The sequence below is a fragment of the Velocimicrobium porci genome, from assembly GCF_009696045.1.
GTDB classification, from domain to species: domain Bacteria; phylum Bacillota; class Clostridia; order Lachnospirales; family Lachnospiraceae; genus Velocimicrobium; species Velocimicrobium porci.
Map to the genome: position 1 here is coordinate 56,704 of NZ_VUMT01000012.1, position 24,222 is coordinate 80,925.

Consider the following 24,222-nt stretch of genomic DNA (forward strand, 5'->3'; position numbering starts at 1 on the left):
TCAGCTTCTTCGATTTTTTCTTTCTCTTCCTCCCCTTTCTGTTCGACTCATTCTCGTTTCATAAGCATCATATGCCTTTACAATCTTTTGTACTAACGGATGCCTTACAACATCCTGATTTGTCAAATAAGAAAAGCCTATATCGTCAATTTTATTTAACACTTTTACAGCCTGTTCTAACCCTGATTTCGTTCCACTTGGCAAATCTTTTTGTGTCAAGTCCCCCGTAACTACCACTTTTGATCCAAAGCCAATACGCGTCAAGAACATTTTCATCTGAGCCGGTGTCGTATTTTGTGCCTCATCTAAAATAATAAAAGCATTATCTAACGTTCTTCCTCTCATGTAAGCCAAAGGTGCAACCTCAATTAACCCTTTTTCTGCATTTTTCATGTAACTGTCAGGACCCATAATTTGATATAAAGCATCATATAATGGTCTTAAATAGGGATCTACCTTGCTTTGCAAATCTCCGGGTAAAAATCCAAGTTTCTCTCCCGCTTCAATCGCAGGTCTTGTTAAAATAATTTTTCCTACTTCACCATTTTTAAATGCAGTAATTGCCATTGCCATCGCAAGATACGTTTTACCTGTTCCTGCAGGACCAATTCCAAATACAATCATTTTTTTTCGAATCTGATCCACATAATTTTTCTGTCCTAATGTTTTTGGTTTAATCGCTCTTCCTTGAATTGTATGACAGATTAAATCCGAGTCAATTTCTAAAATTGCCTCTTCCTTTTCTTCCAAACATAAAGATAAGGCATAATTCACGTTTTGTTCTGTTATTGTATTGCCTCGTTTTGAAAGCTCTGTTAATTGAACAAAAACACTCTTTGCCTTTGTTATATTTTGCTGTCCTCCAATTATCTTTATTTCTCCATTTCGTGCTACAACCGTAACATTCAAAGTTTTTTCAATAATTTTAATAAACGAATCAAATTGACCAAATATATTTTTTTCATGTTCTGCCGGTATATCAATTGTTGTCTCCACTATGCTCATCTGGTAATGCAAACCTCCACTCGTCTTCTTTTACAGTACAAAACAAATCTGCTCTTTTTTCCACTTTTAAATTTCCTTCTGAAATACAGTTTGTTTTGTCCACTATTATTTTAACATTATTTTCTTTAATTAACACCCCTTTTTCCATTAATTTTTCTACAAAATAAGAAAGTTGCTTCTTCGCAAGCTTTTTTGCCCCTTTATCTGTATATATTGCAATCCCGTTTTTATATTCCCGCTTCGCTATTCTTTCCATTTCAATCGGAAAAACCAACGAATGATTCAAATGAATTTGTTTCTTTTCTGCTAATATATCATATTTTTGTATCTTATTCAAAAAATTAATTGGATTCATTAAGGTTATTTGATTTTTATGAAAAGTAAAGCGATATTCTATCTGTTCTTTTCCTGTATAGAGCTTTTTAAGATGTTTCCTTGGAAACTGATTTGCATAAGGAATTGTTGTTTCAATCATAACATCTCCATCAGCCGGAACCGCCTCTTTGTTCACCAATAATTGATTATCTCCCATTATTTCCACGACACCGGAAATTAAAATATCCCCTTTTTTTACCTTGTCACCTTTTTTTACTTTAGGAGTTCCTTTTCTTGTAACAATCGATGTGATAACTCCATCACAAGGAGCCTTTATATGAACCGGTGTTTTTCTCTCCTCATATAGAGTAGGCATTTTGGTTTCTTTTATACGAATCAAAAGCTTTGTCCCTTTTCGCTCGGCAGATACCCACCCAATATCTGTATACTTTTCCCGAATCGCTGTTTCGATTGCCGGGCAATCCAAATTTTTTTTCTGCATTCCTGCATAGACATCTATTTCTTGCAAAAATTTCATTAATGTTTCGGATGTGTAAGTATATTGTCCCGAAAACTGAATGTCCCATATAAAAGTAGACAGAAAATATAAAAGGAAAAAAAATGCTGTTACCCCAACGCATAATCCCTTTCTTTCCCATAGTTTTTTTACGTAAAATGGAAACCCTTTTCGTCTTCTTATATATGGTCTTGTTTTTGTTTTTTTTGCTATGTAACGAAGCTCTTTAAAATGATCCACACGAATGAGGAATTCATATCCTTCTTCACATTTTTTAATATTCCAAATTAAAATATCGCGGCTTCTGCAAAGATTAATAAAACGTTCCGGAGAATTTCCTCTAATTCGTACAAATAAATATCCATAGTACCATTTTATAAAATAATCTAACAAGCGTATCCCCCTAACCACTGCTATTTTCCGCTCAACAGCAGTAATCAATATGTTCAATCCATCCACTGACTTTCATTTCGTCTTCGGTATAATAGCGGATAATTAAATTTTTCCCTATAATATGTATTCTTCCTATTTTTGTCTGTATTCGTAAAAGGTCACCTGTATATTCTATGATACCTTTATAATTTTCAATACAAAGTTCTGTCTGACCGGTCATCGTAAGGATAGGTGCTCCTGCCAAAATGTCAGATGGCAGCTTTATACTACTGGATAGCGATTCCATATGTGCCTGGGTTTTTGAATTCATAGTTGCCTCCAGAAAATTTGATACTATTACTATTATATGATGACTGAATTATTTGGATACAAAAAAACAACCGCAAAATTTGTCCATTTGCGATTGCTAATTATTCGATTTCTTATAACATAGAGGGTGAAACAAATTGTTCCACCCTTTATCTTGCACAAATTAAATTAAGTTTTTCAACTAGAATTTACGCTTACGAGCAGCCTCTGATTTTTTCTTACGTCTTACACTTGGCTTCTCATAATGCTCTCTTTTACGAATCTCTTGTTGGATACCAGCTTTCGCACAATTTCTCTTAAATCTGCGAAGTGCGCTATCTAACGTTTCGTTCTCTTTTACGATAACATTTGACATAGTCTCACACCTTACCTCCCTCCAGTTGTGTATTGTGCTTATACAACTGTTTGGGTATTTTTAGCACTATTTAGATTATAGAATGTCGAAGGCTCTATGTCAAGTCTTTTTTATAACTTTTTCACTTTCATTCCATTAACGTTAATCGTTGTAGGAATCCTGTCACCAATTGTTCTAAATTCTAATACTGTATCCATGTTTTGGTTCATCGGTTCTTCATCTTTTGGAATTTGTAAATAAAACTTATTATGTAACAATGTTATCATAAATCTTTTTTCTCCGTCTTTTAATAAATAGACATTATCTTTATGCTTTTCATAAATCCCGCTTGTCAATACTAATTTATAAGTACTGTCATCTTTATCTTTAAAATAGTAGATTTCATAATTTTCTCCGTCAAAATTTGCAGAATAAAAATCATTAATTTCTGTCCTGGCTTGGTAAAAACCTTTTATGTCCTTAGAAGGTTCTGTATTTTCCCATAGTTTACACATAATAAGAAACAGAACAAACAAAACCAAAGAAGTAAGTATAAAAATAATCATGGATATTTTATAAGATAATAACTTTTTTATTTGATTCATATAAAACCATACCTTTCGTTTAACAAAATACTTTTCGTTACACATTAGAAATAAATACAATTGCCCACTCCTTTTATCTCACTTTTACAATTTGCCAATGCTACAAAAATAAACTCCCAAAAATCAAATGATTCAGGGAGTTTATTTTATATAAAGAAACTACTATTTTACTTGAACTTCTACTACTTCTTTTACTTTTTCAATTGCCGCATCAATACCGGCAGGATTCTTTCCGCCAGCCTGTGCCATATTCGGACGACCACCGCCGCCACCTCCAACTAGTGAAGCAATCTCTTTAATTAAGTTTCCTGCATGAACACCTTTTTTCATAGCGTCATCTGTTGCCATTGCAAGAAGGCTTACTTTTCCATCTTTTGCAGAAGCTAGGACAACAACTCCCTCCCCGATTTTTTCTTTCAATTGATCTCCTAGTGTGCGAAGTCCGTTCATGTCAACATCATCTACTTTTGTAGCCAATACAGATACTTCTTTAACGGAAATAACCTGATCCATTACATCGCCAAGTGCATCTTTTGCTAATTTATCTTTTAGCTTTTGATTTTCTGACTGTAATGCTTTGATTTCCTCTTGCATTGCTTCAATTTTCTTTGCAAGATTCTGAGGTTCTGCTTTTGCTGCTTTCGAAGCATTCGTAAGTTCTTCTTCTAGCTCATTATAATATGCAAAAACACCAGCTCCTGTCAATGCTTCAATTCTTCTTACACCTGCTGCAATACCACTTTCTGATACAATTTTAAACGCTGTAATTGCACTTGTATTTGGCACATGAGTACCACCACAAAGTTCAACACTGAAATCACCCATTTTTACAACACGAACTTTATCGCCATATTTTTCTCCAAATAATGCCATCGCTCCTGTTTTCTTAGCTTCTTCTAAAGTCATTTCTTCTGTTATTACAGGAAGACTATGAGCAATTTCCTCATTTACAATTGCTTCTACTTTCGCAAGTTCTTCTTTTGTCATAGCTGAAAAATGCGTAAAGTCAAAACGTAAACGGTCCGCATCTACATAAGAACCGGCCTGTTCTACATGGGTTCCTAATACAGTTCTAAGTGCTTTCTGAAGAAGGTGTGTTGCACTGTGATTCTTTCCGGTATTTACTCTGTTTGCCTCACAAACGGACAAAGTAACAGTATCTCCTACTTTAAACATTCCTTTTACAACCGTTCCAACGTGACCAATCTTTCCACCTTGTAAATGAATGGTATCCTCTACTTTGAATTCACTTCCATCCGCTGTGATTATACCAACATCTGCCTGCTGACCACCCATTGTTGCATAAAATGGTGTTTCATCTACAATAATTGTTCCAGCCTGTCCATCTGTCAATGCCTCAACTAATTCATCTGAAGTCGTTAAAACACTGATTTTGGAATCATGAATAAGACGATCATAACCTACAAACTTGCTTGTAATCTTAGGGTCAATGGACTGATAAACCGTAACATCTGCTCCCATATAGTTTGTTGTTTCTCTTGCATCTCTTGCTTTATTTCTCTGTTCTTCCATTGCCGCATGGAATCCCTCCTCGTCAATAGAAAATCCTTTTTCTTCCAAAATTTCTTTTGTTAAATCAATTGGGAATCCATAAGTATCATACAGTTTAAATGTATCTTTTCCGCTTAGTGTCTTTATCTGATTCTTTTTGCAGTTCTCAATCATCTCATTTAAAATGGATAAACCTTGGTCAATTGTCTTATTGAATTTTTCCTCTTCGTTTGTTAAAACTTTCAGAATATATTCTTTCTTCTCTTCTAACTCTGGATAACCATCCTTCGATTCTTCAATTACTGTTTCACAAAGTTTTGCAAGGAATAAGCCATCAATTCCCAATAATCTTCCGTGACGTGCAGCTCTTCGTAACAATCTTCTAAGTACATATCCTCTTCCTTCATTCGATGGAATAATACCATCTGAAGTCATAAATGTTACAGAACGAATATGGTCTGTAATCAAACGAATTGATACATCCTTTGTTTCATCTTCCTGATAAGTTACGCCGGCAAGTTCACAAATTCGATCACGGATTGCTTTCATTGTATCAATGTCAAATACCGAATGTACATCTTGTACTACAACAGCCAAACGCTCTAAGCCCATTCCGGTATCAATATTTTTCTGTTTTAACTCCGTATAATGACGGTTTCCATCACTCTCAAATTGAGTAAATACATTATTCCATACTTCCATAAAGCGGTCACAGTCACAACCCACCTTACAGTCAGGGCTTCCACAACCATAGCTTAAACCGCGGTCATAATAAATTTCTGAACAAGGTCCGCAAGGCCCTGCACCATGTTCCCAAAAGTTATCACAATCTCCGTTTTCATCTCTTCCAAAACGAGTAATTTTTTCAGCCGGAACACCAATTTCTTTTGTCCAAATATCAAATGCTTCCTCATCGTCTTCATAAATAGATGGATAAAGGCGTTCTTCTTCTAATCCGACTACTTTTGTCAAAAATTCCCAAGACCAATGAATTGCTTCCCTTTTAAAATAATCTCCAAATGAAAAGTTACCAAGCATTTCAAAAAAAGTAAGATGTCTGGCTGTCTTACCTACATTCTCAATATCTCCTGTACGAATACACTTCTGACAAGTTGCAACTCTTGTTTTTGGAGGAATCTCCTGTCCTGTAAAATATGGCTTTAAAGGTGCCATTCCTGCATTAATCAATAACAAACTTTTATCGTTATGTGGAACTAAAGAAAAACTATTCAACACCAAATGTTCTTTGCTTTCAAAAAAGTCCAAATACATTTTACGAAGTTCGTTCACACCGTATTTTTTCATCTATCATTGCCCTCCTAAAGGTATAATATCACTAATTATTTATTATAAATGGGTTTGTCTGCTTTTGTCAACGCTAATCTGTTGATTCCATTGTAATATCTGCAAACACCGCATTTGCCGCCTCCCTTAAATCCTTTGGCTGCAATTTTATTTGGACTCCTAATTTCCCACCACTTACAATCATCCATGATAGGGATTCCGCACTTTCATCAATCCATGTTTTATACTGCTTTTTCATTCCAATCGCAGTACATCCTCCCCTGATATAACCTGTTATTTTATTAATATCTTTTACATGAACCATAGATAATGATTTTTCCCCGGCCAACTTTGCAGCCTTTTTCAAATTCAATTCTTTTTGAATTGGCAAAACAAACACATAATATTCATTCCCTACTCCTTTTGTCACAAGTGTCTTATAAACCTTTTCATAAGGCAACTCTAATAAATCCGCAATGTGTATTGCATCAATAAATTCATCACATTCATACGTAAATGTTTCATATGTTATTTTCTTTTTATCTAATAAACGCATTGCATTTGTTTTTACTTCTTTATTCTTTGCCATCTTATCACTCCTAATATTGCAAATAATTTTCTTTTTTCCTTTGTATCCTATAGTTTCGGTATAAAATGCCGGCAATACAGCTTTGTAATATAAAAATGCTAATAATCAGCCCCGCACACTGATAAAAAAATTCATCAGGAAGAATCGTAATAATAGGATCTGTCATCGGATCAAACAGCCAATAATCGTTTTGAAAAAGCAATTGATGAAATTGAACAAACATTTTTTCCCAATTCACGCCAATTAAAATTCCAAATACTACTGGAAAGCCAATACCTAAAATGGAAAGCCATTTTAAAAAACGATAGGATTGTTTGCTCATTAAATATCTTCCAAAACACAAAAATGGAATAAATGATACTATTCCGAGCCACTTTATCATTAAAAAGATTTTTTTCACTTCCATAAAATGAATTTTCCCTGATTTCGACATAAAAAAGTCAGGAAATTGAAGTACATCACTTCCCAAAATTGAATTATAATCAATTAATACGTCATAATTTGCCCGAATGAGTTGCTCTGACAATCCCGTTTGCTCTGCAATATGCAAAGCTTTAATATCATAATAATAAAGTGGTCGGAAATGTAATGTTATCGTAACTGCAACCGCGACAAAAAAAACAAATCCCAGCACAGTAGTAATAAATTCAAAAATTATGGAACATTTTTGCTTCAAGAAACTTCTCCTTTTTCTTCACTGTCTAAAAAATCACTTTTTAAAAGCTTGCCATATTTTTCAATCTATTATACCCCTTTTTGTTCCAATCGAAAAGTCTATAATAGAAAAAGATACGAAACAACTTCTTATTTCGTATCTTTTTCTATTATAAATTCGATGGACCAAATCCCATTGGAAGAATTTCTTCTAGTGTATAAACCTTATATTCATCTACAGATTTAGCCAAAATAACTTGAAATGTTTTTGGATTACAAAATTCCATCATAACCTGACGACATACTCCACATGGAGGACAGTAATCCTCTAATTTTCCATCTTTACCTCCAACAATTACAATGCCGTCAAATTCTTTTACACCCTCACTTACCGCCTTAAAAAAAGCAGTTCTCTCTGCACAATTCGTAGGTGTGTAAGCAGCATTTTCTATGTTGCAGCCGGTATAAATTGTTCCGTTTTTACTATGCAGTGCCGCAGCAACTTTAAAATTAGAATAAGGTGTATAAGAATATGCAAGCATGTTAATTGCTGATTGAATCATTTCTTTTAATAATTCTTTATTCTCGCTTATCATATCTTCTTATTAATATCCTTTCGCTTCCTCATTTTTCATCAATTTAATAATACGGCTTGTTCCCAGACGAGAAGCACCAAGTTCGATAAATTTTTCTGCATCATCTAAAGAACTGATACCACCTGCAGCTTTCATTTTTACATTTTCTCCAATATGTTCAGAGAAAAGCTTAATATCATCAAATGTAGCTCCCGCAGTAGAGAATCCTGTTGATGTTTTAATAAAATCTGCTCCTGCATTTGTTACTAATTCGCACATTTTAACTTTTTCTTCTTCTGTAAGAAGACATGTTTCAATAATAACCTTTAAAATTTTGTCGCCACATGCCTGTTTGATTTGACGAATTTCATCTTCTACAAAAGCATAATCTTTATCTTTTAATGCACCGATATTAATAACCATATCAATTTCATCGGCTCCATTTTCAATCGCATTTTTTGTTTCAAATACTTTTACTTCTGTTGTATTATAACCATTTGGGAACCCAATTACGGTACATACAGCCATTTTATCACCAACATAGTCTTTTGCACGCTTTACAAAACTTGGTGGAATACACACAGATGCTGTCTTATATGCCATTGCATCATCACAGATTACTTTAATCTGTTCCCATGTACTTCCCTGTAGTAATAATGTGTGATCCACTGTTTTTAGAATATCTTCTTCTCTCATTTCTTTACCTATTATCCTTTCTATTTTCATTTTTTAATATTTGATATTTTTGTTCCCTTATTTTTCAATTTTAGGGTGAAAAAAGGTTGAAAGAAAAAGCCAGAGCTATACTTTCCTTTCTTTCAACCTTACATACATGCCATCTTTGAAACACAAACTTTTAATAAATCTTATCTAGCACCTTTTTCATAAGGTTCACCGTCTGCCTTAGGTGCAACGGAACGACCTACAAATAGGATTAATACAATAATCGTAATTACATATGGCAACATAGATAAAATCTGGGAAGGAACTGCAAAGCTTCCACCACCTAAGATAATTGCAATTGCCTGAGCCGCACCAAATAACAGACAGGCACCATATACACCGTGTGGTGTCCACTTACCAAAAATAACAGCTGCCAAAGCGATAAATCCCTGACCACTAATTGCTGTTGGTGCAAAGTGAGAAATAATTGCAAGTGTTACGGAAGCACCACCAAATCCAGATAAAATTCCAGAAATAATAACACATACATAACGAACTAATGCAACATTAATTCCTAATGTATCGGCTGCTGCCGGATGCTCACCTACTGCACGAACACGAAGTCCCCATTTTGTTTTGTATAATACAAACCACATAATAACTGTAGCGATTAACGCGATTATAGTTGTCCAGTCTACATTTAAGTTTGCAGCTGCACCACTCAAAGAAGAAGCTTTAAATAATTTTGGAAGCTTATTTTCAACAGATGGTGTATTAATTGCATTAAATACAAGACGGCAAAGGAATAATGCGATACCTGCTCCCATTAAGTTAATTGCAATACCGGAGATTGTCTGATCTGCCTTACATGTTATAGAAGCAAATGCGTGAAGTAACGCAACAAGCCCACCTGCTAAACCAGCTGCTAAAAATGCAAGCCATGGATTGCCAGTACCGATTCCAGCTACTACAGCAACTGCAGCTCCTACTGTCATCATACCTTCAATACCAATATTAACAACACCTGAACGTTCTGATATCATACCACCCAGACCACCAAATACAAGTGGTGTGGAATACATTAATGTAATTCCTATAAATAAAGTAATCGTATTAAGCATCCTTTTTCACCTCTTTTTTCTCTAATTTATCAGCTAAGACTGGAATTACTTTTGACAATGCAACAAAGAATACGATTGTACCAATCATAATGTTAATTACCTCTGATGGAGCTCCAATTTCAGACTGAATAGAACCACCACCATAGATTAATGCTGCAAATAATAATCCCGCAAAAATACTTCCAATTGGTGAACTATTAGCAATTAAGGCAACACTCATACCATTAAATCCATAGTTTTCGAATGCTCCTAATGTAGAGATTTTCTGAGCTACACCTGTAATCTGTAGTGCACCTGCAAGACCAGCAATTGCACCTGCGATTACCATCGCATGAATAATATTCTTTCTAACATTAATTCCTGCAAATTCAGCTGCATATTGATTAAAACCAACTGCACGAAGCTCATAACCCTTTGTAGTTTTCTTTAAAAGAATTGCAATAATAATTGCTGCTGCAATTGCAAATATAAAACCAATATTCATATCTGTTTTACCAACTGCTTCTCTTAAGAATTCATTGTTGATGACAACTTCTCTTCCTGCCTCTGACTTTTTCCAGTTAAAGATAAAATCAAGACCAGAAGCATTAATTGGATAAGTACCATTTGTATTTGGCTGGTGAAATGTTTTTGTTGCCGCAATGAAGTTACAGAAATAAAATGCAATCCAGTTTAACATAATACTTGTGATAACCTCATGAATACCAAACTTAGCTTTTAAAAATCCCACAAATCCACCAAAAAGTGCTCCTGCTACCATACCAGAAAGTAACACAACTGGGAATTGTAATACTGGTGGCAAGTCAAGACAAATACCAACAATTGTTGCAACAACAGTACCCATAACAAACTGTCCTTCTGCGCCAATGTTAAATAAACCAACCTTAAATGCAAAAGCAATACTAACACCAGTCAAAATAATAGGTGTTGCTTTAATAATTACGTTAGCAACGTATTTTGGCTTTGAAAATACGCTACGGAATAAAATTCCAAATGCCTCAATTGGATTACAGCCAGCAATCAGCAATACAAAAGCCGCTACAATGAATCCAAACAAAACAGCAATCACAGTGGATGTAATTGGCTTTTTTAATATTTTCGATGCTTTATTCATTTTTATTTGTACCTCCTGCCATTAGCAATCCAATTTCATTCTCATCTTTCTCGCCCTGCTTGAATGTAGATACAATCTTTCCATCATAAATAACTGCAATTGTATCTGCAACATTCATAACTTCATCCAATTCTAAAGATACTAATAAGATTGCTTTTCCTTTATCTCGTTCGCGAACTAATGTCTTGTGTACATATTCAATTGCACCAACATCAAGACCTCTTGTAGGCTGAACAGCAATTAATAAATCTGGATCATTACTTACTTCTCTTCCAACGATAATCTTTTGCTGGTTACCACCTGAAAGACCACGAACCGGTAAATTTTCGCATCCAACCGGACGTACATCATAATCCTTAATTAATTTCTTTGTCTGTTCAATCATCTTATCAAAATGCAAGAATCCTTTTTTAGAATATGGTTCCTTATGATAATTTTCAATAATAGCATTTTCTGCTACGGAAAAGTCTAAAACAAGTCCCCTCTTATGTCTATCTTCATGAATCGTTGCAATCTTATTTTCAATTGTATACTTAGGAGAAGTGTTCTGTATTTCAGTTCCATTTATTTTAATCGTTCCTGCAGCTGATTTAGTCAAATTAGTAATTGCCTCAATTAACTCTTTCTGTCCATTTCCGTCAATTCCGGCAATACCTACGATTTCACCTTTTCTCACTTGAAGGTTAAGACCTTTTACTGCATCTAAATTTCTTTCATTTTTAACAACTAAATCTTTAATCTCAAATACTACATCTTTTGGTTTTGCTTCATCTTTTTCTACTACTAAATTAACCTGATGACCAACCATCATGGAAGCTAATTCTTCCTCTGTAACATTTTCAACATCTACGGTATCAATATATTCGCCTCGACGAATGATACTACATTCATTAGCTGATTGTTTAATTTCTTTTAACTTATGAGTAATGATAATAATTGTTTTACCATCTTTAATTAAGTTTTGCATAATATTAATTAATTCACTAATTTCCTGTGGAGTTAAAACGGCTGTTGGCTCGTCTAAAATTAAAATATCTGCTCCACGATAAAGAGCTTTCAAAATTTCAACTCTTTGCTGCATTCCTACTGAAATATCTTCAATTTTCGCATCAGGATCTACTGTAAGACCATAACGCTCTACAATATCCATTACTTTTTTTCTGGCTTCTTTCATATTTAAAATGCCAGCACCATTTGTAACCTCTGTTCCCAATATAATATTCTGAGTTACTGTAAAATTCTCAACTAACATAAAGTGCTGATGCACCATTCCAATATCGTGTGCAATTGCCACATTTGGATTTTTAATATTTACCTTTTCACCATATAGGTAAATTTCTCCCTCTTCCGCCTGGTATAAACCGTATAATACGTTCATTAATGTACTTTTTCCTGCACCATTCTCACCTAGGATAGCATGAACTGTACCTTTTTTAATATCAACATGCACGTTATTTAATGCTGTAAATTTACCAAAACGCTTTGTTATTCCCCGCATCTGAACTGCATATTCTTTACTAATCTCATTCATCTTGGACTTTTACCCCTTTCTAGATTTAATGGCTTTGCTCTTAAAGAGCAAAGTCATTAAATGTTTCTTCATTGTATGGAGGTGTAATTTCTTTATTAGCAATTTTGTCTTTGATTGCCATAGTTTTTTCATAAACCTCTTTATCCATGTTAGGATTGTTTTCTGGAATGCCTACAGCACCTTCAGCTAAACCGAATGTATATGTTTTTCCACCAATTTCTTCACCATTCATAGCTTTTTCGGAAACTAATTCGATAGCAACGTTTACAAGTTTTAAAGCAGATGTTAATACATTTTCTGGAGCTAAGTCAGATTGGTCACGGTCTACACCGATTGCAAATTTACCAGCTTCTTTTGCAGCTTCAATAACACCTGTACCTACATTACCAGCAGCGTGGAATACAATATCACATCCATCAGAGTACATTTTTGTTGCAATTGCTTTTCCTTTAGCAGAATCAGAGAAGCTTTCTGCATATTGAACCTTAACTTCAATATCTTTTTTTAATTCTTTTGCACCATATGCAACACCTGCACGGTAACCATATTCAAACTGATCAATAACAGCACTATGCATACCACCTACAAAACCAACTTTGTCTTCTTTTGTAGAAAGAGCTGCTACGTAACCAACCATGAAAGATGGATCCTGAGCGTTAAATACAACACCTGTTAAGTTTTCTGGAGTTTCTTCATATGCATTATCAATAATTGCATAGTGTACTTCTGGGTTCATTTCAGCAGATTCTTTTACAGCATCAGCCATAGCAAAGCCAATACCCCATACTAAATCTTTTCCTTCTTCTACTTGTTTGTCTAAGTTTGGAGAGTAATCAGATTCCTGTGTAGACTCTAAGTAACTTACTTCTGCACCTGTTTTCTTCTTAAATTCCTGTAAACCTTCCCAAGCAGATTGGTTAAAGGACTGGTCATTAACACCACCTACGTCTGTTACCATACTTACAGAGAAATCTTTTTCCTTAGAATCTTCTCCCTCTGTATCCTCTTTGTTTGCATCTTGCTCTGTTTTTGCATCATTTGAATCACCGCTATTGGAATTACCACCACAGCCAACTAAAGTTGCTGTTCCCAATGCCATTACCATTAACAATGCCAACATTTTCTTTCTCATAATTTTTTCTCCTTTTTTAATAAATTTTTGTTACAAGCTTTATTATATTACAATTCAAGAGCAATTTCCATCATTTCATGAAAACTTAATTGTCTTTCTTCAGCAGAAAGGCTTTCCCCTGTGTAAATATGGTCAGAAATTGTTAACATACATAACGCATTCTTACCGGCACGTGCTGCATTCATGTATAATGCAGCTGCTTCCATTTCTACTGCTAACACATTCATTTTCCTCCATGAATCATTTGCATCTTTATTGTCATTATAAAAAGCGTCTGAAGATAATACATTACCAACTACTACCTTTGTTCCTTGTTTTTCTGCTACTTCTACTGCCTTACGAAGTAAATCATAGCTTGCAATAGGTGCATAAGTACCTGGTAATTTATACTGTTTTGCATAATTGGAGTCTGTACAAGCTCCCATGCCAATTACAACGTCACGAACTTTAACGTCATCTTGTAGTGCTCCTGCTGAGCCAATACGAATAATATTGTCTACATCGTAGAAATTAAACAATTCATAAGTATAAATTCCTACGGATGGCATTCCCATGCCGCCGCCCATTACAGAAATTTTCTTTCCATGATAAGTACCAGTGTATCCTAACATGTTACGAACTGTATTAAAACATGTTACATCTTCCAAATAAGTTTCTGCAATGTGTTTTGCTCTTAATGGATCTCCCGGCATTAAAACTGTTTTTGCAATTTCTCCTGCTTTTGCTCCATTATGAGGTGTTGGTATATTAGCCATTTTTTCTTTCCTACTTTCTATTTATTTTACTTTTACTTTGCTCACTTTACTTGTGCTTCCATATACTTTTGCACCAGTTGAGTCTACTTTAAAAGCTTTTGCTTTTACATAATAAGTTTTTCCACTGTTTAATCCCTTTATTGTAAGAGATGTTTTTGTTGTATCTACTTTCTTAACACCCTTTTTAAAGGATTTGTCAGTTGAATAATATACTGTATAACCTTTTACTTGTTTTACAGTTTTTAATGATACAGTTGCAGCGTTTTTCTTAGAAGTTAAACTCTTAACCTGCACCTTAGATGGTTTTGTAACCTTTGTCCATCCAGCATAAAGAGTTCCATCTGTAGCTTTTGTATCACTAGTTACTTTCTTTCCGCCAGTTTTCTTTGTATACCAGCCTTTAAATGTATATCCTTTTCTTGTAGCAGTTGGAAGAGTTCCATATTTTTCTCCGGCTAGTACAGAGATTGTTTGAGCCTCTGCTTTTCCACCATTTGCGTTTAATTTTACATCATATACAGTTGCAACTTTCTTTAAATCATCTACTGTAATTGACTTAACATTTGGTGTTCTTCCATCAGCAGAAACAGGAACTGTAAGCTTTCCAGCTTTTACAAGTTCTGCTACCTTGTTGTGAAGGCTTTCATTCCAATTGTTTCCTGTTACTTTCCAATTGTTTGAAAGACTTGGAGAAATAACTCCTTTTTTCACATTTGTGATATAATCACCAATTAATTCTCTTACTCCTCCAATATCACCTTTTACATCAATATCTAATAATTTTGGAAGAGTTTCTCCCGCTTTATAAATAGGTCCAGGAGATAATAATTGAGAATTTGCACGATAGTTATTAACTGCAACAATTAATTTATCTGTATCCTTAATTGGTGTACCATCTTTTCTTGTAAGATTTTCAATACGGTTTCCAGCTTCTTTTGAAATATTTACATCGTAATTTACACCTGAAAACATATCATAATTATAAGCTCTGATATCCGGATTGAAAGAAATAGTCAAATCACCATCTTCGTATGTATTGTAATAAGAAGCGGACCATTCCATAAATTTCTTTAGCTGTGCTCCTGTCATTTCAAGCTTATATAGTGTGTTCGCATATTTGTAAATTAACGAAGTATCTGATTTTTTAATCTTACCTTCCTTTAAATTAGCTGAAGTATTAAATAATGCTGCTGCAGAAACCTCTGCTCCTGTATAGTACATCTGTACTTCATTGATAAGATTAATCATTGCTGTTTCCTGTAATTGTGCCTGTGGAATTCCTGGGATTTCATTTTCAGGAACTAAATCTCCACCTTTTAATTCTCCAATTACTTGATTTGCATCTGCTTTTGCCTTTTCATCAAAAGAAGCTAATTTCTTAACTAACTCCTGATCTGGCTCATAATTTTTCATTTCAAGTAATTTTGATTCTTTTTTCTCCACATCATACTTTCCGTCTGAACCTTTTTTCAAAGTAATGTCAACTTTTGCAAGTGTCTGACCTCCACTTTTGTTTTCAACAGTAAGTACATTATTGTGGTATACACCTTCTACACCTTTATGTTCATGAGCTGCTACAATTAAATCAATCTCAGGACATGCTTTCGCTAAATCCTTTACTCCACTGTCTGCTACGTCATATTCGTTTTCTTCACCCATGTGTTCTGCAGCAATGATAACATCTACTTTATCTTTGATTTCATTGACTACTTTCTTTGTTTCTTCTACTGCATTTGTAACCTTATATTCTTTTAAATTTTCAGCGTCCCATCTCGTAATGTTAGAAGTTACCATTCCAACAACACCGATTTTAACGCCACCTTTTTCAAAAATTTTATAAGATTCTGCAAGAGGAGAACCATCTTTGTTATAAACATTTCCATTTAATACGGTAGCCTTTGATTGTTTCATGATTTTCTTTAAAACATCTAAGCCATAATTAAACTCATGATTTCCCAATGTCCATGTATCATATTGCATTTCATTCATTGCCTGAATCATTGGGTGAATGTCATCATTTTTAAATAAATCAGAAGAATTATCCTGAATACTGTCACCAACATCTAACAGTAAAGTATTATTGTTTTCTTTTCTAAGTTCCTTTACTGCAGTAGAAATCTGTGCATAGCTTCCACTTTTGTCTTCTTGATTTAAAGCATAATCATATGGTACAAATCTTCCGTGAACATCACTTGTTGCAAGTACCTGAATTGTAACTTCATTGCCACTATTGTCAGCTGCAAAAGCTGTAGTTACATGACTCCCTGATGCTAATAACGATGTTGCCATTAAAATAACGATTGACTTTTTAAATATTTTTTTCATAACATCCTCCATTGTAGCTATAAAAATTGTTTATAGATTCTGGGGCAGCTTCCTCACACTATAGAAACCTATTTATCCTCTTTTATAAGTTTACGAATTGCCTCTACTGCAACGCAAATCGCCGCTTCCGTATCATGTACAATTGGATTTTCTAACCCTTCTTTTTCTCTTTCCTGATTACCTACTACTAGGAATACAGAACCTGCTCTTACTCTCAAGTAACTAGCTACTACAAATAATGCTGCTGATTCCATCTCAGAAGCTAAGCATCCACAACGTTTCCATGCTTCCCATTTGTTAAGTAATTCATAGCTTACCGGTTTAATTTCTGGTTCATGCTGACCATAAAACGCATCTTTACATTGCACAACACCAACATGATAGTTGTGATCTAATGTCTTTGCTCCTTCAATTAAAGCATTAATAATATTAATATTAGCAACTGCAGGGAATTCAATTGGAGCATATTCTTTACTTGTACCTTCCATACGAATTGCACCACTTGCGATTACCACATCGCCACCTTTAACGTCCATTTCCATTCCGCCACAAGTTCCTACACGGATAAAAGTATCTGCTCCACATTTCACCAACTCTTCCATTGCAATAGAAGCAGATGGACCACCGATTCCTGTCGATGTTACACTTACCTTTACACCATCAAGGTATCCTGTGTAAGTAACATATTCTCTGCTATCTGCTACTAATTTAGCGTCATCAAAATGTTCCGCAATTTTCTTACAACGTTTTGGATCTCCTGGAAGTATCACATATTTTCCTACATCCCCCGGTCTAATTTGAAGATGATATTGTAATCCTTCTTCGCCTGAATAATTCATGTTCATTTCTCCTTTTTTTGTAGATTTCATTCAACAGACTGTACATAACTTGCTGCTATAACGATGTAATAGGGTTAAGACAAATATCAGGAATCAATTTTCTCTGCCGTAAGTTCCTTCATACGCCTGTACTGCGCTTCTTTTATGGTAATGTTGCTTCCACGAACAGCTACTAATTCGTTTTCCATCATTTGTTTTAAGGAACGATTTATTGTCTTAACTGACAATCCTGTTTCATCTGAAAGCTGCTGTCTTGTTGCTCTTACAGCACACCTCCCATCAACCGCATACTGCTCATAAAGGTGCTCAAATAAAATATAAACACGATCAATTCCCTGCAAGAACAAATATGCCCTCTCTTTCCTTGTTTCACCAAGCAAATATTTCGTCATATTTTTTGTATGTATCCAAAGTGCATTTGCATCGCTTCTCATCCATTCTTGAAATTTTTCTTTGTGCATTACAATAAATTGACAAGGAGTTATTGTACTCAATGTAGTCATATATTCATTACAATCAATAAATACTTCCATACCTCCAAAGAATTCTATCGCTTCATATCTGCAAAAATCATAAACAATCCCAAGAATGCGGAAATCGCTTGCCTTTACTCTTCCTTTTGTCAAGATATAAATAAACTGGACTTCATCTTTTTCCCGTATGAATATCTCTCCCTTATCTAATTCAATTACATTGCAAGCCTCCAAAAGCCAAACCGGAGCATTGCGAAAAAAATCGGCTAAGAACTGCTTCTGCTCTCCTTCAACTTGTTCTAGAACGGATAGAATCTTGTTCATACTGCTTAACCTCTCCTCTATAAGATATGCTTATTGTAGTATTTTTGCATAAAACGAAAAAGGTCAAATGTCCTTTTTTTCAAGAATTTTTTTTCTTTTCTTGTTTTTTTTATGCTAATTTATATCTATTATGACACCTTTTGTCCTAAATATCAACTATTTTACTAAATTTTCTCTAAAAAACATTGAATTTTTTTCATGAAAATATCCAAGCATTTTTTCAAATCCTAAATATGTGCTACTAATTTATTGTAAATAGTACCAATTTTTCAAAATTATATTGGCTATTTCATACAAAAAAATAGCCTTTTTCCATTATTTTCTTCTTCCATTCCATACAAAATTCAGGACTTTTCACTTTTTAATAAAAAAAGATGTCATCAAAACAAATCCAAAAATATCCAAATTACAATTCACATCTTTGAATTAATTCTTAACAACATCCATTTTTAAAATTCTTATTCTATTTTACAGCTATAAAGTATTATCGATTCTCCCGTTCCAAAGCCAATAACTTTTATTTTTCCAACTGTTTTGCCGCATTTCTTATAATTTCAGTTTCTTCTCTTATCTCATCTTCCACGATTTCTTCACTAAGGGTAACACGGATTATTGCTCCCGATTCTTCCTGAATTTTCATTTTTCCTATTGGCATATCGTATATTTGATAATATTTCATTTTTCCAAACCTCTGCAATATTTCCTAAGAATTCATACTTTCGTGTTCTCTTTTTATTTCCCTGTATAATTCCAATGAATTCCAGGAAACATTCGTTGGTGTAACAATCGCTTTTAAATGAATTCTCTCAATTCCTGCCTTGCGAAAACTTTTTAAAACAAAATCTAACCTTTGACTACTGAAATGATTCATTACAATCATTTCCTCCAAAAATCCCTCTCCAAGATAAGCCTCCTCTGTTTTTTCATATCCTTTTATACCTGCCAAAGCACCAATTGGTTGTAAATATTGTTCCTTTTTTATTTCTCTGATTGTAATACCTAATGGTATTAATACCTTTTTTATTTTTTTCCCTTTTTCTGTTCCAGATAGATTATATAAAAGTATCATTTCTCCTGTTTTCATAAATTTCTCCTCATATATTTCTGAAAGAAAAAACAGAGAATATTGATATTTATTCCTTTACAACACTCTCTGTTTTTCTTTTGTATTTTTTTATTTTTTTTCGCAAATTATATTTGCATCTTTATTCTTACGAAGTTTAATTCCAAGGAATACGCCTCCGCATACAAACGCAGTAAAGCAAATAAAACGTATTACATAATAAAAAAGTCCACTTAAAAACATAATCTCGCCTCCTAATCTTTTATCTTCTATGTGCCAGTTCCTCTGCCACATCTTCCCACTCCAAATTGCATTCAGCCATCAAAACCATTAAGTGATACAAAAAGTCAGATATTTCATATTTCAACTCTTCTGCATCCGGATTTTTTGCTGCAATGACAATTTCTGTTGCTTCTTCCCCGCATTTTTTAAGAATCTTATCAATTCCTTTTTCAAATAGATAATTTGTATAAGAACCTTCTTTTGGATTCTTTTTGCGGTCTTTTATAACTTGATACACATCTTGTAATACCATATATGGACTAGTAGCCTCTGCCTCGCGGTCTACAAGTGTAGTACAAAAGCAAGAACGATTACCAGTATGGCAAGCTTCTCCTATTTGTTTTACCTTCGCTAATATTGTATCATTATCGCAGTCAATTAACAAGTGTTTTACATATTGATAATGAGAAGAAGTTTCTCCCTTACACCATAATTTTTTTCTGCTTCTGCTATAATAGGTCATTTTCCCTGTTTCAATCGTTTTATTAAATGCTTCTTCATTCATATATGCCAGCATAAGCACTTCACCTGTTTTATAATCCTGTACAGTCACTGGTATTAATCCTTCGTTATTTAATTTAAAATCAGAAAATGATAAGCTGCTCTCAAATGTATGAACTGCAATCTTTTCTTCTTTTAAACGAAGCTTTGCTTTCATAATATCTTTTTCCTTATAATAATTAGTAGCAACCCCTACCACATTTTCAAGCGAAATAATTTCTTCCAGAATATTTCTTGTCAGACTATCTCTGATTATAATTGGAAGCGGACACTTCGAAAAATGTTCTTTCAATTTTCCTGATACTTCAATATGTTTTAATACAACTCCTCCATAGCCTTGTACTTTTTTCTGCTCCGCCAACGCAAAATTGGAAAAATCTCCTTTTGAATCCATTATAAACCAAATTTTTTCGGAGCCAAATCTTTTTATTGCAAGAGAAATTTCATTTTCATCAATTGCATACCGTTCTTCAATCACCGCACAAGAAGCACCCGTATACAAAAGTTTTTTAATATCCTCAAACCGTTCTATATAACAGCCAGCCATATAAGGAATATCAATTTCTTTCCCTATTGTCCGAAGTACTGACAAAAATTCATCTCTTGAGGCCTCGTCTTTCGAATAATTGTAAATATAAAGTTCATCTGCACCATCTGCTTCATACCTTTTAGCAATACGAATGATACTTGAACCCATTTCATTTTCCGCATTAATATATGCAATTATTTTTTTATAATTCATTCCTTGTCTCCTTTTTCAAATAACTGTATTGCCTCTCCGATTTCTACATACAAATCCTCCTGCTATTTACCTTTTTACTCAAATTTTTATCATAAACATTTACTGCTTATCACAAAAAGTCCCAAAAGATATTAAAAAAAGAGTATCCACTAGAAAATCACTATTTGAATTACTACCGGATACTCTCATTTCCTAAAATAGACTATTGTATAACGCATCTGTTGTTAAAGTATTATAGTCCCCACGATTTGTATAAGAGCCACCACCAGAAAGCGTTTTTAATGTACTATTTGACAAATTGCTAATTTCTTTCGCCTTTCCACTTACTTTCGCAGAATAAGAACCAGAACCGGAAAACAGCGTTTTCATTGCATTCATGTCTGCCTTACTAACCTTATCCTTATCAACAGTCAGTTTATTATCTTTTCCAATTGAAATACCTACTTTGTCAAGCAATGCACTATTCGATTTTGTACTTCCTATCATCCATAATGTCTTACGAAGTACACTTTTTGTATTAACATCATCAGCAGCATCAAGCATATTATTGTAAGCATCCACAAAAGAAGTCAATTTTTTTGTAATTTCTTCTGTGTTATAAGTTATTTTTCCTGTTTCCTCATCCTTCGTACCTTCAAACAACTTACCATTTTTTAATTCGTCTGCTGCCTTTTTTAATAAATCTGCCTGTGATTTTGTCTGCAATAAATTCGTCTTTTCCAACTTTGTTTCTTCTGTTTGGTCACTTGATTCAACTGAATCGGAAGATTTTTTTGAATAGTAGGCATTGAGTAACTTTCTATAACTTCCATTCTGAATTGCTGCATAATCACCTAATACACTGCTGCCACTATAAGATGTGCTTGTTGTATTCGTTCCAAAAAACGAATCGGAAATTCCAAAAAATGACGTCATACTTATCCCTCCTTTGATTTGTTACTTGCAGTTTCATCCGTAAAACTACATTCTATCAGCTGGCTCTAATCTATCGTTCTGTTTATTCAATATATCGGCATAACCTAAAAAAATGTTTACTCTTTTTTAATGAATCCATTCACTTTGTCTTTAATTGTTAATATTAATAAAAGTTCTTTTCTCTGTCAACCAAAGAAAAGAACTTTTTATCGATTTTCTAAATCCTTTTGTATCATTTCCAAGTAATGTACGAATACTCCATTATGAGTCGATATTTGATAATGCGGATCTAATTCTTCAAATAAAAAACTTTTTCTTCCCCCATTTTTTGCTCTCTCCCAAAATTTTAATAATTGTTCAAATGTGAGATAATAAAATAAATCATGCTTTGCAAAATAAATTAGCAAAAATGCAATTCCATTCTGTTCTTCAAATTCTTTCATAAATTGAATCTGATGCTCATGTACATTTTGGAGAGGAAACGTATCAATTGCACATTCTTTCGCATCAAAGCATACCGGAATTCCCTGTACCGTGCCAATATAATCGACCGTACTTTTTTGTTCAAAATACGCCAGTGTAATATGTCGTGTATTTTTATCAATTGTAATTGGTTTAATTGGAGTCGGTATTTTTTGTATCAGAGCAAGATGATTCATCCGATATTTCTGATTTGTCAAATTGATAATCTCCTCTAACGTAGACCCACGAAGCCCCCTTGAGTTCCATGATGGCATATGATTCCTCCTGTCAAAATAACTCGTTTATAATTGTTTCAAAATAAGATGGAAGCGGAGCCTTTATAATCATTTCTTTTCTCTCTATTGTCTGTGGAAATACAAGCTCTCCGGCATGTAACAATTGATGCTTTAATTTAAAATGTTTTTTAAAATACTTATTTACAATAACGTCCCCATACTTTCCATCTCCTACAATCGGATGTCCTATGCTTTGAAGGTGGGCACGAATCTGATGGGAACGACCTGTAATCAATTTTACGCGAAGCAGGGTAAACGCTCCATTCTCATTTTCTGTACATTCAATCGGTTCATACTGTGTCTTAATATATTCAGCACCTTCTATCGGCTCTGTATGAATTGTTACCTTATTATGATTATGGTTTTTATGCAAGTATCCTTCAATCTGTTTTTTCTCTTTCACAATTCCTTTTACAATACAGTAATAATATTTATCCAAACTTCTCTCCTTAAACATTTCGCCCATTTTCTGAAGCCCGGATACGGTCTTTCCTGCTACTATAATTCCGCTTGTATTTCGATCAAGCCGATTGCAGATACCTGGTCGGAAACCTGCTAACTGTTCTTTTTTTATACTCCCAGACTGAAGCAAATAAGCTGCAATATGTTCTACTAAAGAAATATCCTCTGGTCTTGCCTTCTGAGATAGCATCCCTGCCGGCTTATTCACAATTAATACATTTTCATCCTCATATAAAATGTCTAACTCTTCCAGCTGCTCAATCGCTAAATTTCTTTCTGTTTCCTCTCCCATGCTAAATTTCTCGATTGTTTCATCCGATAGCCACAGTTTGACAAAATCACCTTCCTGAAGCTTTTCATTTCCCTCTGCCCTTTTGTCATTTAATGTTATATTCTTTTTTCTCATCATTTTATATAAAAAACTTTTACTGGCATACTGCAAATACTTTCCAAGAAACTTATCCAATCTCTGTCCTGCTTCCTGGACTCCAATTACGATTTCTTTCATTGATACTCCTTTTCTAACAAACAATTTTAAATATTCCTATTTATACAATAAGTGAAGTAAGATATGCGATTACCTTTTCTTCTTCCTGCAAATTAACCTCTTTTTCAGAAATTTTTTTAACTGCCTTCACCAATTCGTCATAAGAAGAATAAATCTTTACAATCTCATTTGAACTCCAATTTCTAACCCCTTTTGTCAAATAAGATTGTATATAAGCTAAATCTTGCTTTTCTCTTCCCACTACTCCAAGTACCTGCCCGTTACTTACAAGAATAAAGTCAAGATTCATCACCTTTTCCGATGAAGTAATTACCATATCTGAAAATAATTTACCATTTTCCCTCAAAATCTTTATAAGCTCATCATACTGTTCCCGCTTTGGTGTATGATATGGCGCTAATACAACAAAACTAACAAAAAATTTCGCACCGGGCAGTACCATCAATACTGCAAGCACTGTAAAAATACTCTGATTGCTTTTTCCTTTAAAATAGTAACCGGTTAAAAAAATGCCAATACCAATGAAAGCCATTAATAAAGTAAGTAATAACTGCTTCCACTTCTTCTTTTTTATATAACCCCATTCACCGGTCTCGCACTTTATCATACCATTTAGCCTCCT

Annotated in this window: 26 protein-coding genes; all 26 read right to left on the reverse strand. The window is 34.0% G+C overall.

From position 1 onward, the window contains the following. Complete coding sequence (locus FYJ58_RS09105) at positions 1-1,005, reverse strand: PhoH family protein (RefSeq protein WP_154519426.1); 1,005 nt, start codon at positions 1,003-1,005, stop codon at positions 1-3. Further along, complete coding sequence (locus FYJ58_RS09110; RefSeq protein WP_205839216.1) at positions 980-2,230, reverse strand: sporulation protein YqfD; 1,251 nt, start codon at positions 2,228-2,230, stop codon at positions 980-982. The genes FYJ58_RS09105 and FYJ58_RS09110 overlap by 26 nt, the downstream gene beginning before the upstream one ends. A gap of 31 nt (positions 2,231-2,261) precedes the next feature. Next, positions 2,262-2,540 carry a YabP/YqfC family sporulation protein gene (locus FYJ58_RS09115; protein WP_154519428.1) on the reverse strand — a complete coding sequence of 93 codons (279 nt, stop codon included), beginning with the start codon at positions 2,538-2,540 and terminating at the stop codon, positions 2,262-2,264. Between the two features lie 180 nt (positions 2,541-2,720). After that, positions 2,721-2,894: a 30S ribosomal protein S21 gene (gene rpsU / locus FYJ58_RS09120; RefSeq protein ID WP_058353154.1), complete on the reverse strand. Its 174-nt coding sequence runs from the start codon at positions 2,892-2,894 to the stop codon at positions 2,721-2,723. A 110-nt stretch (positions 2,895-3,004) separates the two neighbouring features. Then, positions 3,005-3,478 (reverse strand): hypothetical protein, encoded by a 474-nt coding sequence (locus FYJ58_RS09125; RefSeq protein ID WP_154519429.1) that lies wholly within the window; start codon positions 3,476-3,478, stop codon positions 3,005-3,007. A 162-nt stretch (positions 3,479-3,640) separates the two neighbouring features. Further along, the gene (alaS, locus tag FYJ58_RS09130; protein ID WP_154519430.1) at positions 3,641-6,295 is read right to left on the reverse strand and encodes an alanine--tRNA ligase; all 2,655 of its coding nucleotides are present in this window, start codon (positions 6,293-6,295) and stop codon (positions 3,641-3,643) included. Positions 6,296-6,368: 73 nt separating this feature from the next. Further along, positions 6,369-6,863 (reverse strand): Cys-tRNA(Pro) deacylase, encoded by a 495-nt coding sequence (gene ybaK / locus FYJ58_RS09135; protein WP_154519431.1) that lies wholly within the window; start codon positions 6,861-6,863, stop codon positions 6,369-6,371. A 10-nt stretch (positions 6,864-6,873) separates the two neighbouring features. Then, positions 6,874-7,539: a TIGR01906 family membrane protein gene (locus FYJ58_RS09140; protein WP_154519432.1), complete on the reverse strand. Its 666-nt coding sequence runs from the start codon at positions 7,537-7,539 to the stop codon at positions 6,874-6,876. Positions 7,540-7,687: 148 nt separating this feature from the next. Further along, complete coding sequence (gene cdd / locus FYJ58_RS09145) at positions 7,688-8,113, reverse strand: cytidine deaminase (protein WP_154519433.1); 426 nt, start codon at positions 8,111-8,113, stop codon at positions 7,688-7,690. 9 nt (positions 8,114-8,122) lie between these two features. After that, positions 8,123-8,788 carry a deoxyribose-phosphate aldolase gene (gene deoC, locus FYJ58_RS09150; RefSeq protein ID WP_154519434.1) on the reverse strand — a complete coding sequence of 222 codons (666 nt, stop codon included), beginning with the start codon at positions 8,786-8,788 and terminating at the stop codon, positions 8,123-8,125. Positions 8,789-8,958: 170 nt separating this feature from the next. Next, complete coding sequence (locus tag FYJ58_RS09155; RefSeq protein ID WP_154519435.1) at positions 8,959-9,876, reverse strand: ABC transporter permease; 918 nt, start codon at positions 9,874-9,876, stop codon at positions 8,959-8,961. Further along, on the reverse strand, positions 9,869-10,990 hold the full coding sequence (locus FYJ58_RS09160; RefSeq protein WP_154519436.1) for an ABC transporter permease: 1,122 nt from the start codon (positions 10,988-10,990) through the stop codon (positions 9,869-9,871). Before FYJ58_RS09160 ends, FYJ58_RS09155 begins: the two co-directional genes overlap by 8 nt. After that, positions 10,983-12,521: an ABC transporter ATP-binding protein gene (locus FYJ58_RS09165; RefSeq protein ID WP_154519437.1), complete on the reverse strand. Its 1,539-nt coding sequence runs from the start codon at positions 12,519-12,521 to the stop codon at positions 10,983-10,985. Before FYJ58_RS09165 ends, FYJ58_RS09160 begins: the two co-directional genes overlap by 8 nt. A 40-nt stretch (positions 12,522-12,561) precedes the next feature. Next, complete coding sequence (locus FYJ58_RS09170; RefSeq protein WP_154519438.1) at positions 12,562-13,653, reverse strand: BMP family ABC transporter substrate-binding protein; 1,092 nt, start codon at positions 13,651-13,653, stop codon at positions 12,562-12,564. A gap of 47 nt (positions 13,654-13,700) precedes the next feature. Continuing rightward, on the reverse strand, positions 13,701-14,408 hold the full coding sequence (gene deoD, locus FYJ58_RS09175; RefSeq protein ID WP_154519439.1) for a purine-nucleoside phosphorylase: 708 nt from the start codon (positions 14,406-14,408) through the stop codon (positions 13,701-13,703). Positions 14,409-14,429: 21 nt separating this feature from the next. Then, positions 14,430-16,733 (reverse strand): 5'-nucleotidase C-terminal domain-containing protein, encoded by a 2,304-nt coding sequence (locus tag FYJ58_RS09180; protein WP_154519440.1) that lies wholly within the window; start codon positions 16,731-16,733, stop codon positions 14,430-14,432. Between the two features lie 68 nt (positions 16,734-16,801). Beyond that, positions 16,802-17,572 carry a uridine phosphorylase gene (gene udp, locus FYJ58_RS09185; RefSeq protein WP_154519441.1) on the reverse strand — a complete coding sequence of 257 codons (771 nt, stop codon included), beginning with the start codon at positions 17,570-17,572 and terminating at the stop codon, positions 16,802-16,804. Positions 17,573-17,658: 86 nt separating this feature from the next. Then, on the reverse strand, positions 17,659-18,369 hold the full coding sequence (locus FYJ58_RS09190; protein ID WP_154519442.1) for a Crp/Fnr family transcriptional regulator: 711 nt from the start codon (positions 18,367-18,369) through the stop codon (positions 17,659-17,661). Between the two features lie 517 nt (positions 18,370-18,886). Further along, positions 18,887-19,048, reverse strand: a complete 162-nt coding sequence (locus FYJ58_RS09195) for a methylated-DNA--[protein]-cysteine S-methyltransferase (protein WP_154519443.1) — start codon at positions 19,046-19,048, stop codon at positions 18,887-18,889. 24 nt (positions 19,049-19,072) lie between these two features. Next, positions 19,073-19,453 carry a DUF3783 domain-containing protein gene (locus tag FYJ58_RS09200; protein WP_154519444.1) on the reverse strand — a complete coding sequence of 127 codons (381 nt, stop codon included), beginning with the start codon at positions 19,451-19,453 and terminating at the stop codon, positions 19,073-19,075. A gap of 90 nt (positions 19,454-19,543) precedes the next feature. After that, a complete protein-coding gene (locus tag FYJ58_RS15055; RefSeq protein WP_268892673.1) occupies positions 19,544-19,675 on the reverse strand; it encodes a hypothetical protein in 132 nt (43 codons plus the stop codon). 19 nt (positions 19,676-19,694) lie between these two features. Then, a complete protein-coding gene (gene hisIE, locus FYJ58_RS09205) occupies positions 19,695-20,957 on the reverse strand; it encodes a bifunctional phosphoribosyl-AMP cyclohydrolase/phosphoribosyl-ATP diphosphatase HisIE (RefSeq protein WP_154519445.1) in 1,263 nt (420 codons plus the stop codon). Positions 20,958-21,149: 192 nt separating this feature from the next. Continuing rightward, positions 21,150-21,872, reverse strand: a complete 723-nt coding sequence (locus FYJ58_RS09210) for a hypothetical protein (RefSeq protein ID WP_154519446.1) — start codon at positions 21,870-21,872, stop codon at positions 21,150-21,152. A gap of 206 nt (positions 21,873-22,078) precedes the next feature. Next, positions 22,079-22,609, reverse strand: a complete 531-nt coding sequence (locus FYJ58_RS09215) for a Holliday junction resolvase RecU (RefSeq protein WP_154519447.1) — start codon at positions 22,607-22,609, stop codon at positions 22,079-22,081. A gap of 13 nt (positions 22,610-22,622) precedes the next feature. Beyond that, entirely contained in the window at positions 22,623-23,600 is a 978-nt protein-coding gene (locus FYJ58_RS09220; RefSeq protein WP_154519448.1) for an RluA family pseudouridine synthase, read from the reverse strand. A 40-nt stretch (positions 23,601-23,640) separates the two neighbouring features. Continuing rightward, a complete protein-coding gene (locus FYJ58_RS09225; protein WP_154519449.1) occupies positions 23,641-24,207 on the reverse strand; it encodes a hypothetical protein in 567 nt (188 codons plus the stop codon). Positions 24,208-24,222 lie beyond the last annotated feature (15 nt).

Excerpts from the sequence above, each read along its gene's own strand:
- FYJ58_RS09155 (WP_154519435.1), bottom strand. The coding sequence starts at position 9,876 with ATGCTTAATACGATTACTTTATTTATAGGAATTACATTAATGTATTCC.
- FYJ58_RS09190 (WP_154519442.1), bottom strand. The coding sequence starts at position 18,369 with ATGAACAAGATTCTATCCGTTCTAGAACAAGTTGAAGGAGAGCAGAAG.
- FYJ58_RS09225 (WP_154519449.1), bottom strand. The coding sequence starts at position 24,207 with ATGATAAAGTGCGAGACCGGTGAATGGGGTTATATAAAAAAGAAGAAG.
- FYJ58_RS09105 (WP_154519426.1), bottom strand. The coding sequence starts at position 1,005 with ATGAGCATAGTGGAGACAACAATTGATATACCGGCAGAACATGAAAAA.
- ybaK (WP_154519431.1), bottom strand. The coding sequence starts at position 6,863 with ATGGCAAAGAATAAAGAAGTAAAAACAAATGCAATGCGTTTATTAGAT.
- FYJ58_RS09165 (WP_154519437.1), bottom strand. The coding sequence starts at position 12,521 with ATGAATGAGATTAGTAAAGAATATGCAGTTCAGATGCGGGGAATAACA.
- FYJ58_RS09195 (WP_154519443.1), bottom strand. The coding sequence starts at position 19,048 with ATGAAATATTATCAAATATACGATATGCCAATAGGAAAAATGAAAATT.
- FYJ58_RS09170 (WP_154519438.1), bottom strand. The coding sequence starts at position 13,653 with ATGAGAAAGAAAATGTTGGCATTGTTAATGGTAATGGCATTGGGAACA.
- FYJ58_RS09160 (WP_154519436.1), bottom strand. The coding sequence starts at position 10,990 with ATGAATAAAGCATCGAAAATATTAAAAAAGCCAATTACATCCACTGTG.
- deoD (WP_154519439.1), bottom strand. The coding sequence starts at position 14,408 with ATGGCTAATATACCAACACCTCATAATGGAGCAAAAGCAGGAGAAATT.
- cdd (WP_154519433.1), bottom strand. The coding sequence starts at position 8,113 with ATGATAAGCGAGAATAAAGAATTATTAAAAGAAATGATTCAATCAGCA.
- FYJ58_RS09215 (WP_154519447.1), bottom strand. The coding sequence starts at position 22,609 with ATGCCATCATGGAACTCAAGGGGGCTTCGTGGGTCTACGTTAGAGGAG.
- FYJ58_RS09220 (WP_154519448.1), bottom strand. The coding sequence starts at position 23,600 with ATGAAAGAAATCGTAATTGGAGTCCAGGAAGCAGGACAGAGATTGGAT.
- udp (WP_154519441.1), bottom strand. The coding sequence starts at position 17,572 with ATGAATTATTCAGGCGAAGAAGGATTACAATATCATCTTCAAATTAGA.
- FYJ58_RS09125 (WP_154519429.1), bottom strand. The coding sequence starts at position 3,478 with ATGAATCAAATAAAAAAGTTATTATCTTATAAAATATCCATGATTATT.
- alaS (WP_154519430.1), bottom strand. The coding sequence starts at position 6,295 with ATGAAAAAATACGGTGTGAACGAACTTCGTAAAATGTATTTGGACTTT.
- FYJ58_RS15055 (WP_268892673.1), bottom strand. The coding sequence starts at position 19,675 with ATGTTTTTAAGTGGACTTTTTTATTATGTAATACGTTTTATTTGCTTT.
- FYJ58_RS09210 (WP_154519446.1), bottom strand. The coding sequence starts at position 21,872 with ATGACGTCATTTTTTGGAATTTCCGATTCGTTTTTTGGAACGAATACA.
- rpsU (WP_058353154.1), bottom strand. The coding sequence starts at position 2,894 with ATGTCAAATGTTATCGTAAAAGAGAACGAAACGTTAGATAGCGCACTT.
- hisIE (WP_154519445.1), bottom strand. The coding sequence starts at position 20,957 with ATGAATTATAAAAAAATAATTGCATATATTAATGCGGAAAATGAAATG.
- deoC (WP_154519434.1), bottom strand. The coding sequence starts at position 8,788 with ATGAGAGAAGAAGATATTCTAAAAACAGTGGATCACACATTATTACTA.
- FYJ58_RS09115 (WP_154519428.1), bottom strand. The coding sequence starts at position 2,540 with ATGAATTCAAAAACCCAGGCACATATGGAATCGCTATCCAGTAGTATA.
- FYJ58_RS09200 (WP_154519444.1), bottom strand. The coding sequence starts at position 19,453 with ATGAAAACAGGAGAAATGATACTTTTATATAATCTATCTGGAACAGAA.
- FYJ58_RS09180 (WP_154519440.1), bottom strand. The coding sequence starts at position 16,733 with ATGAAAAAAATATTTAAAAAGTCAATCGTTATTTTAATGGCAACATCG.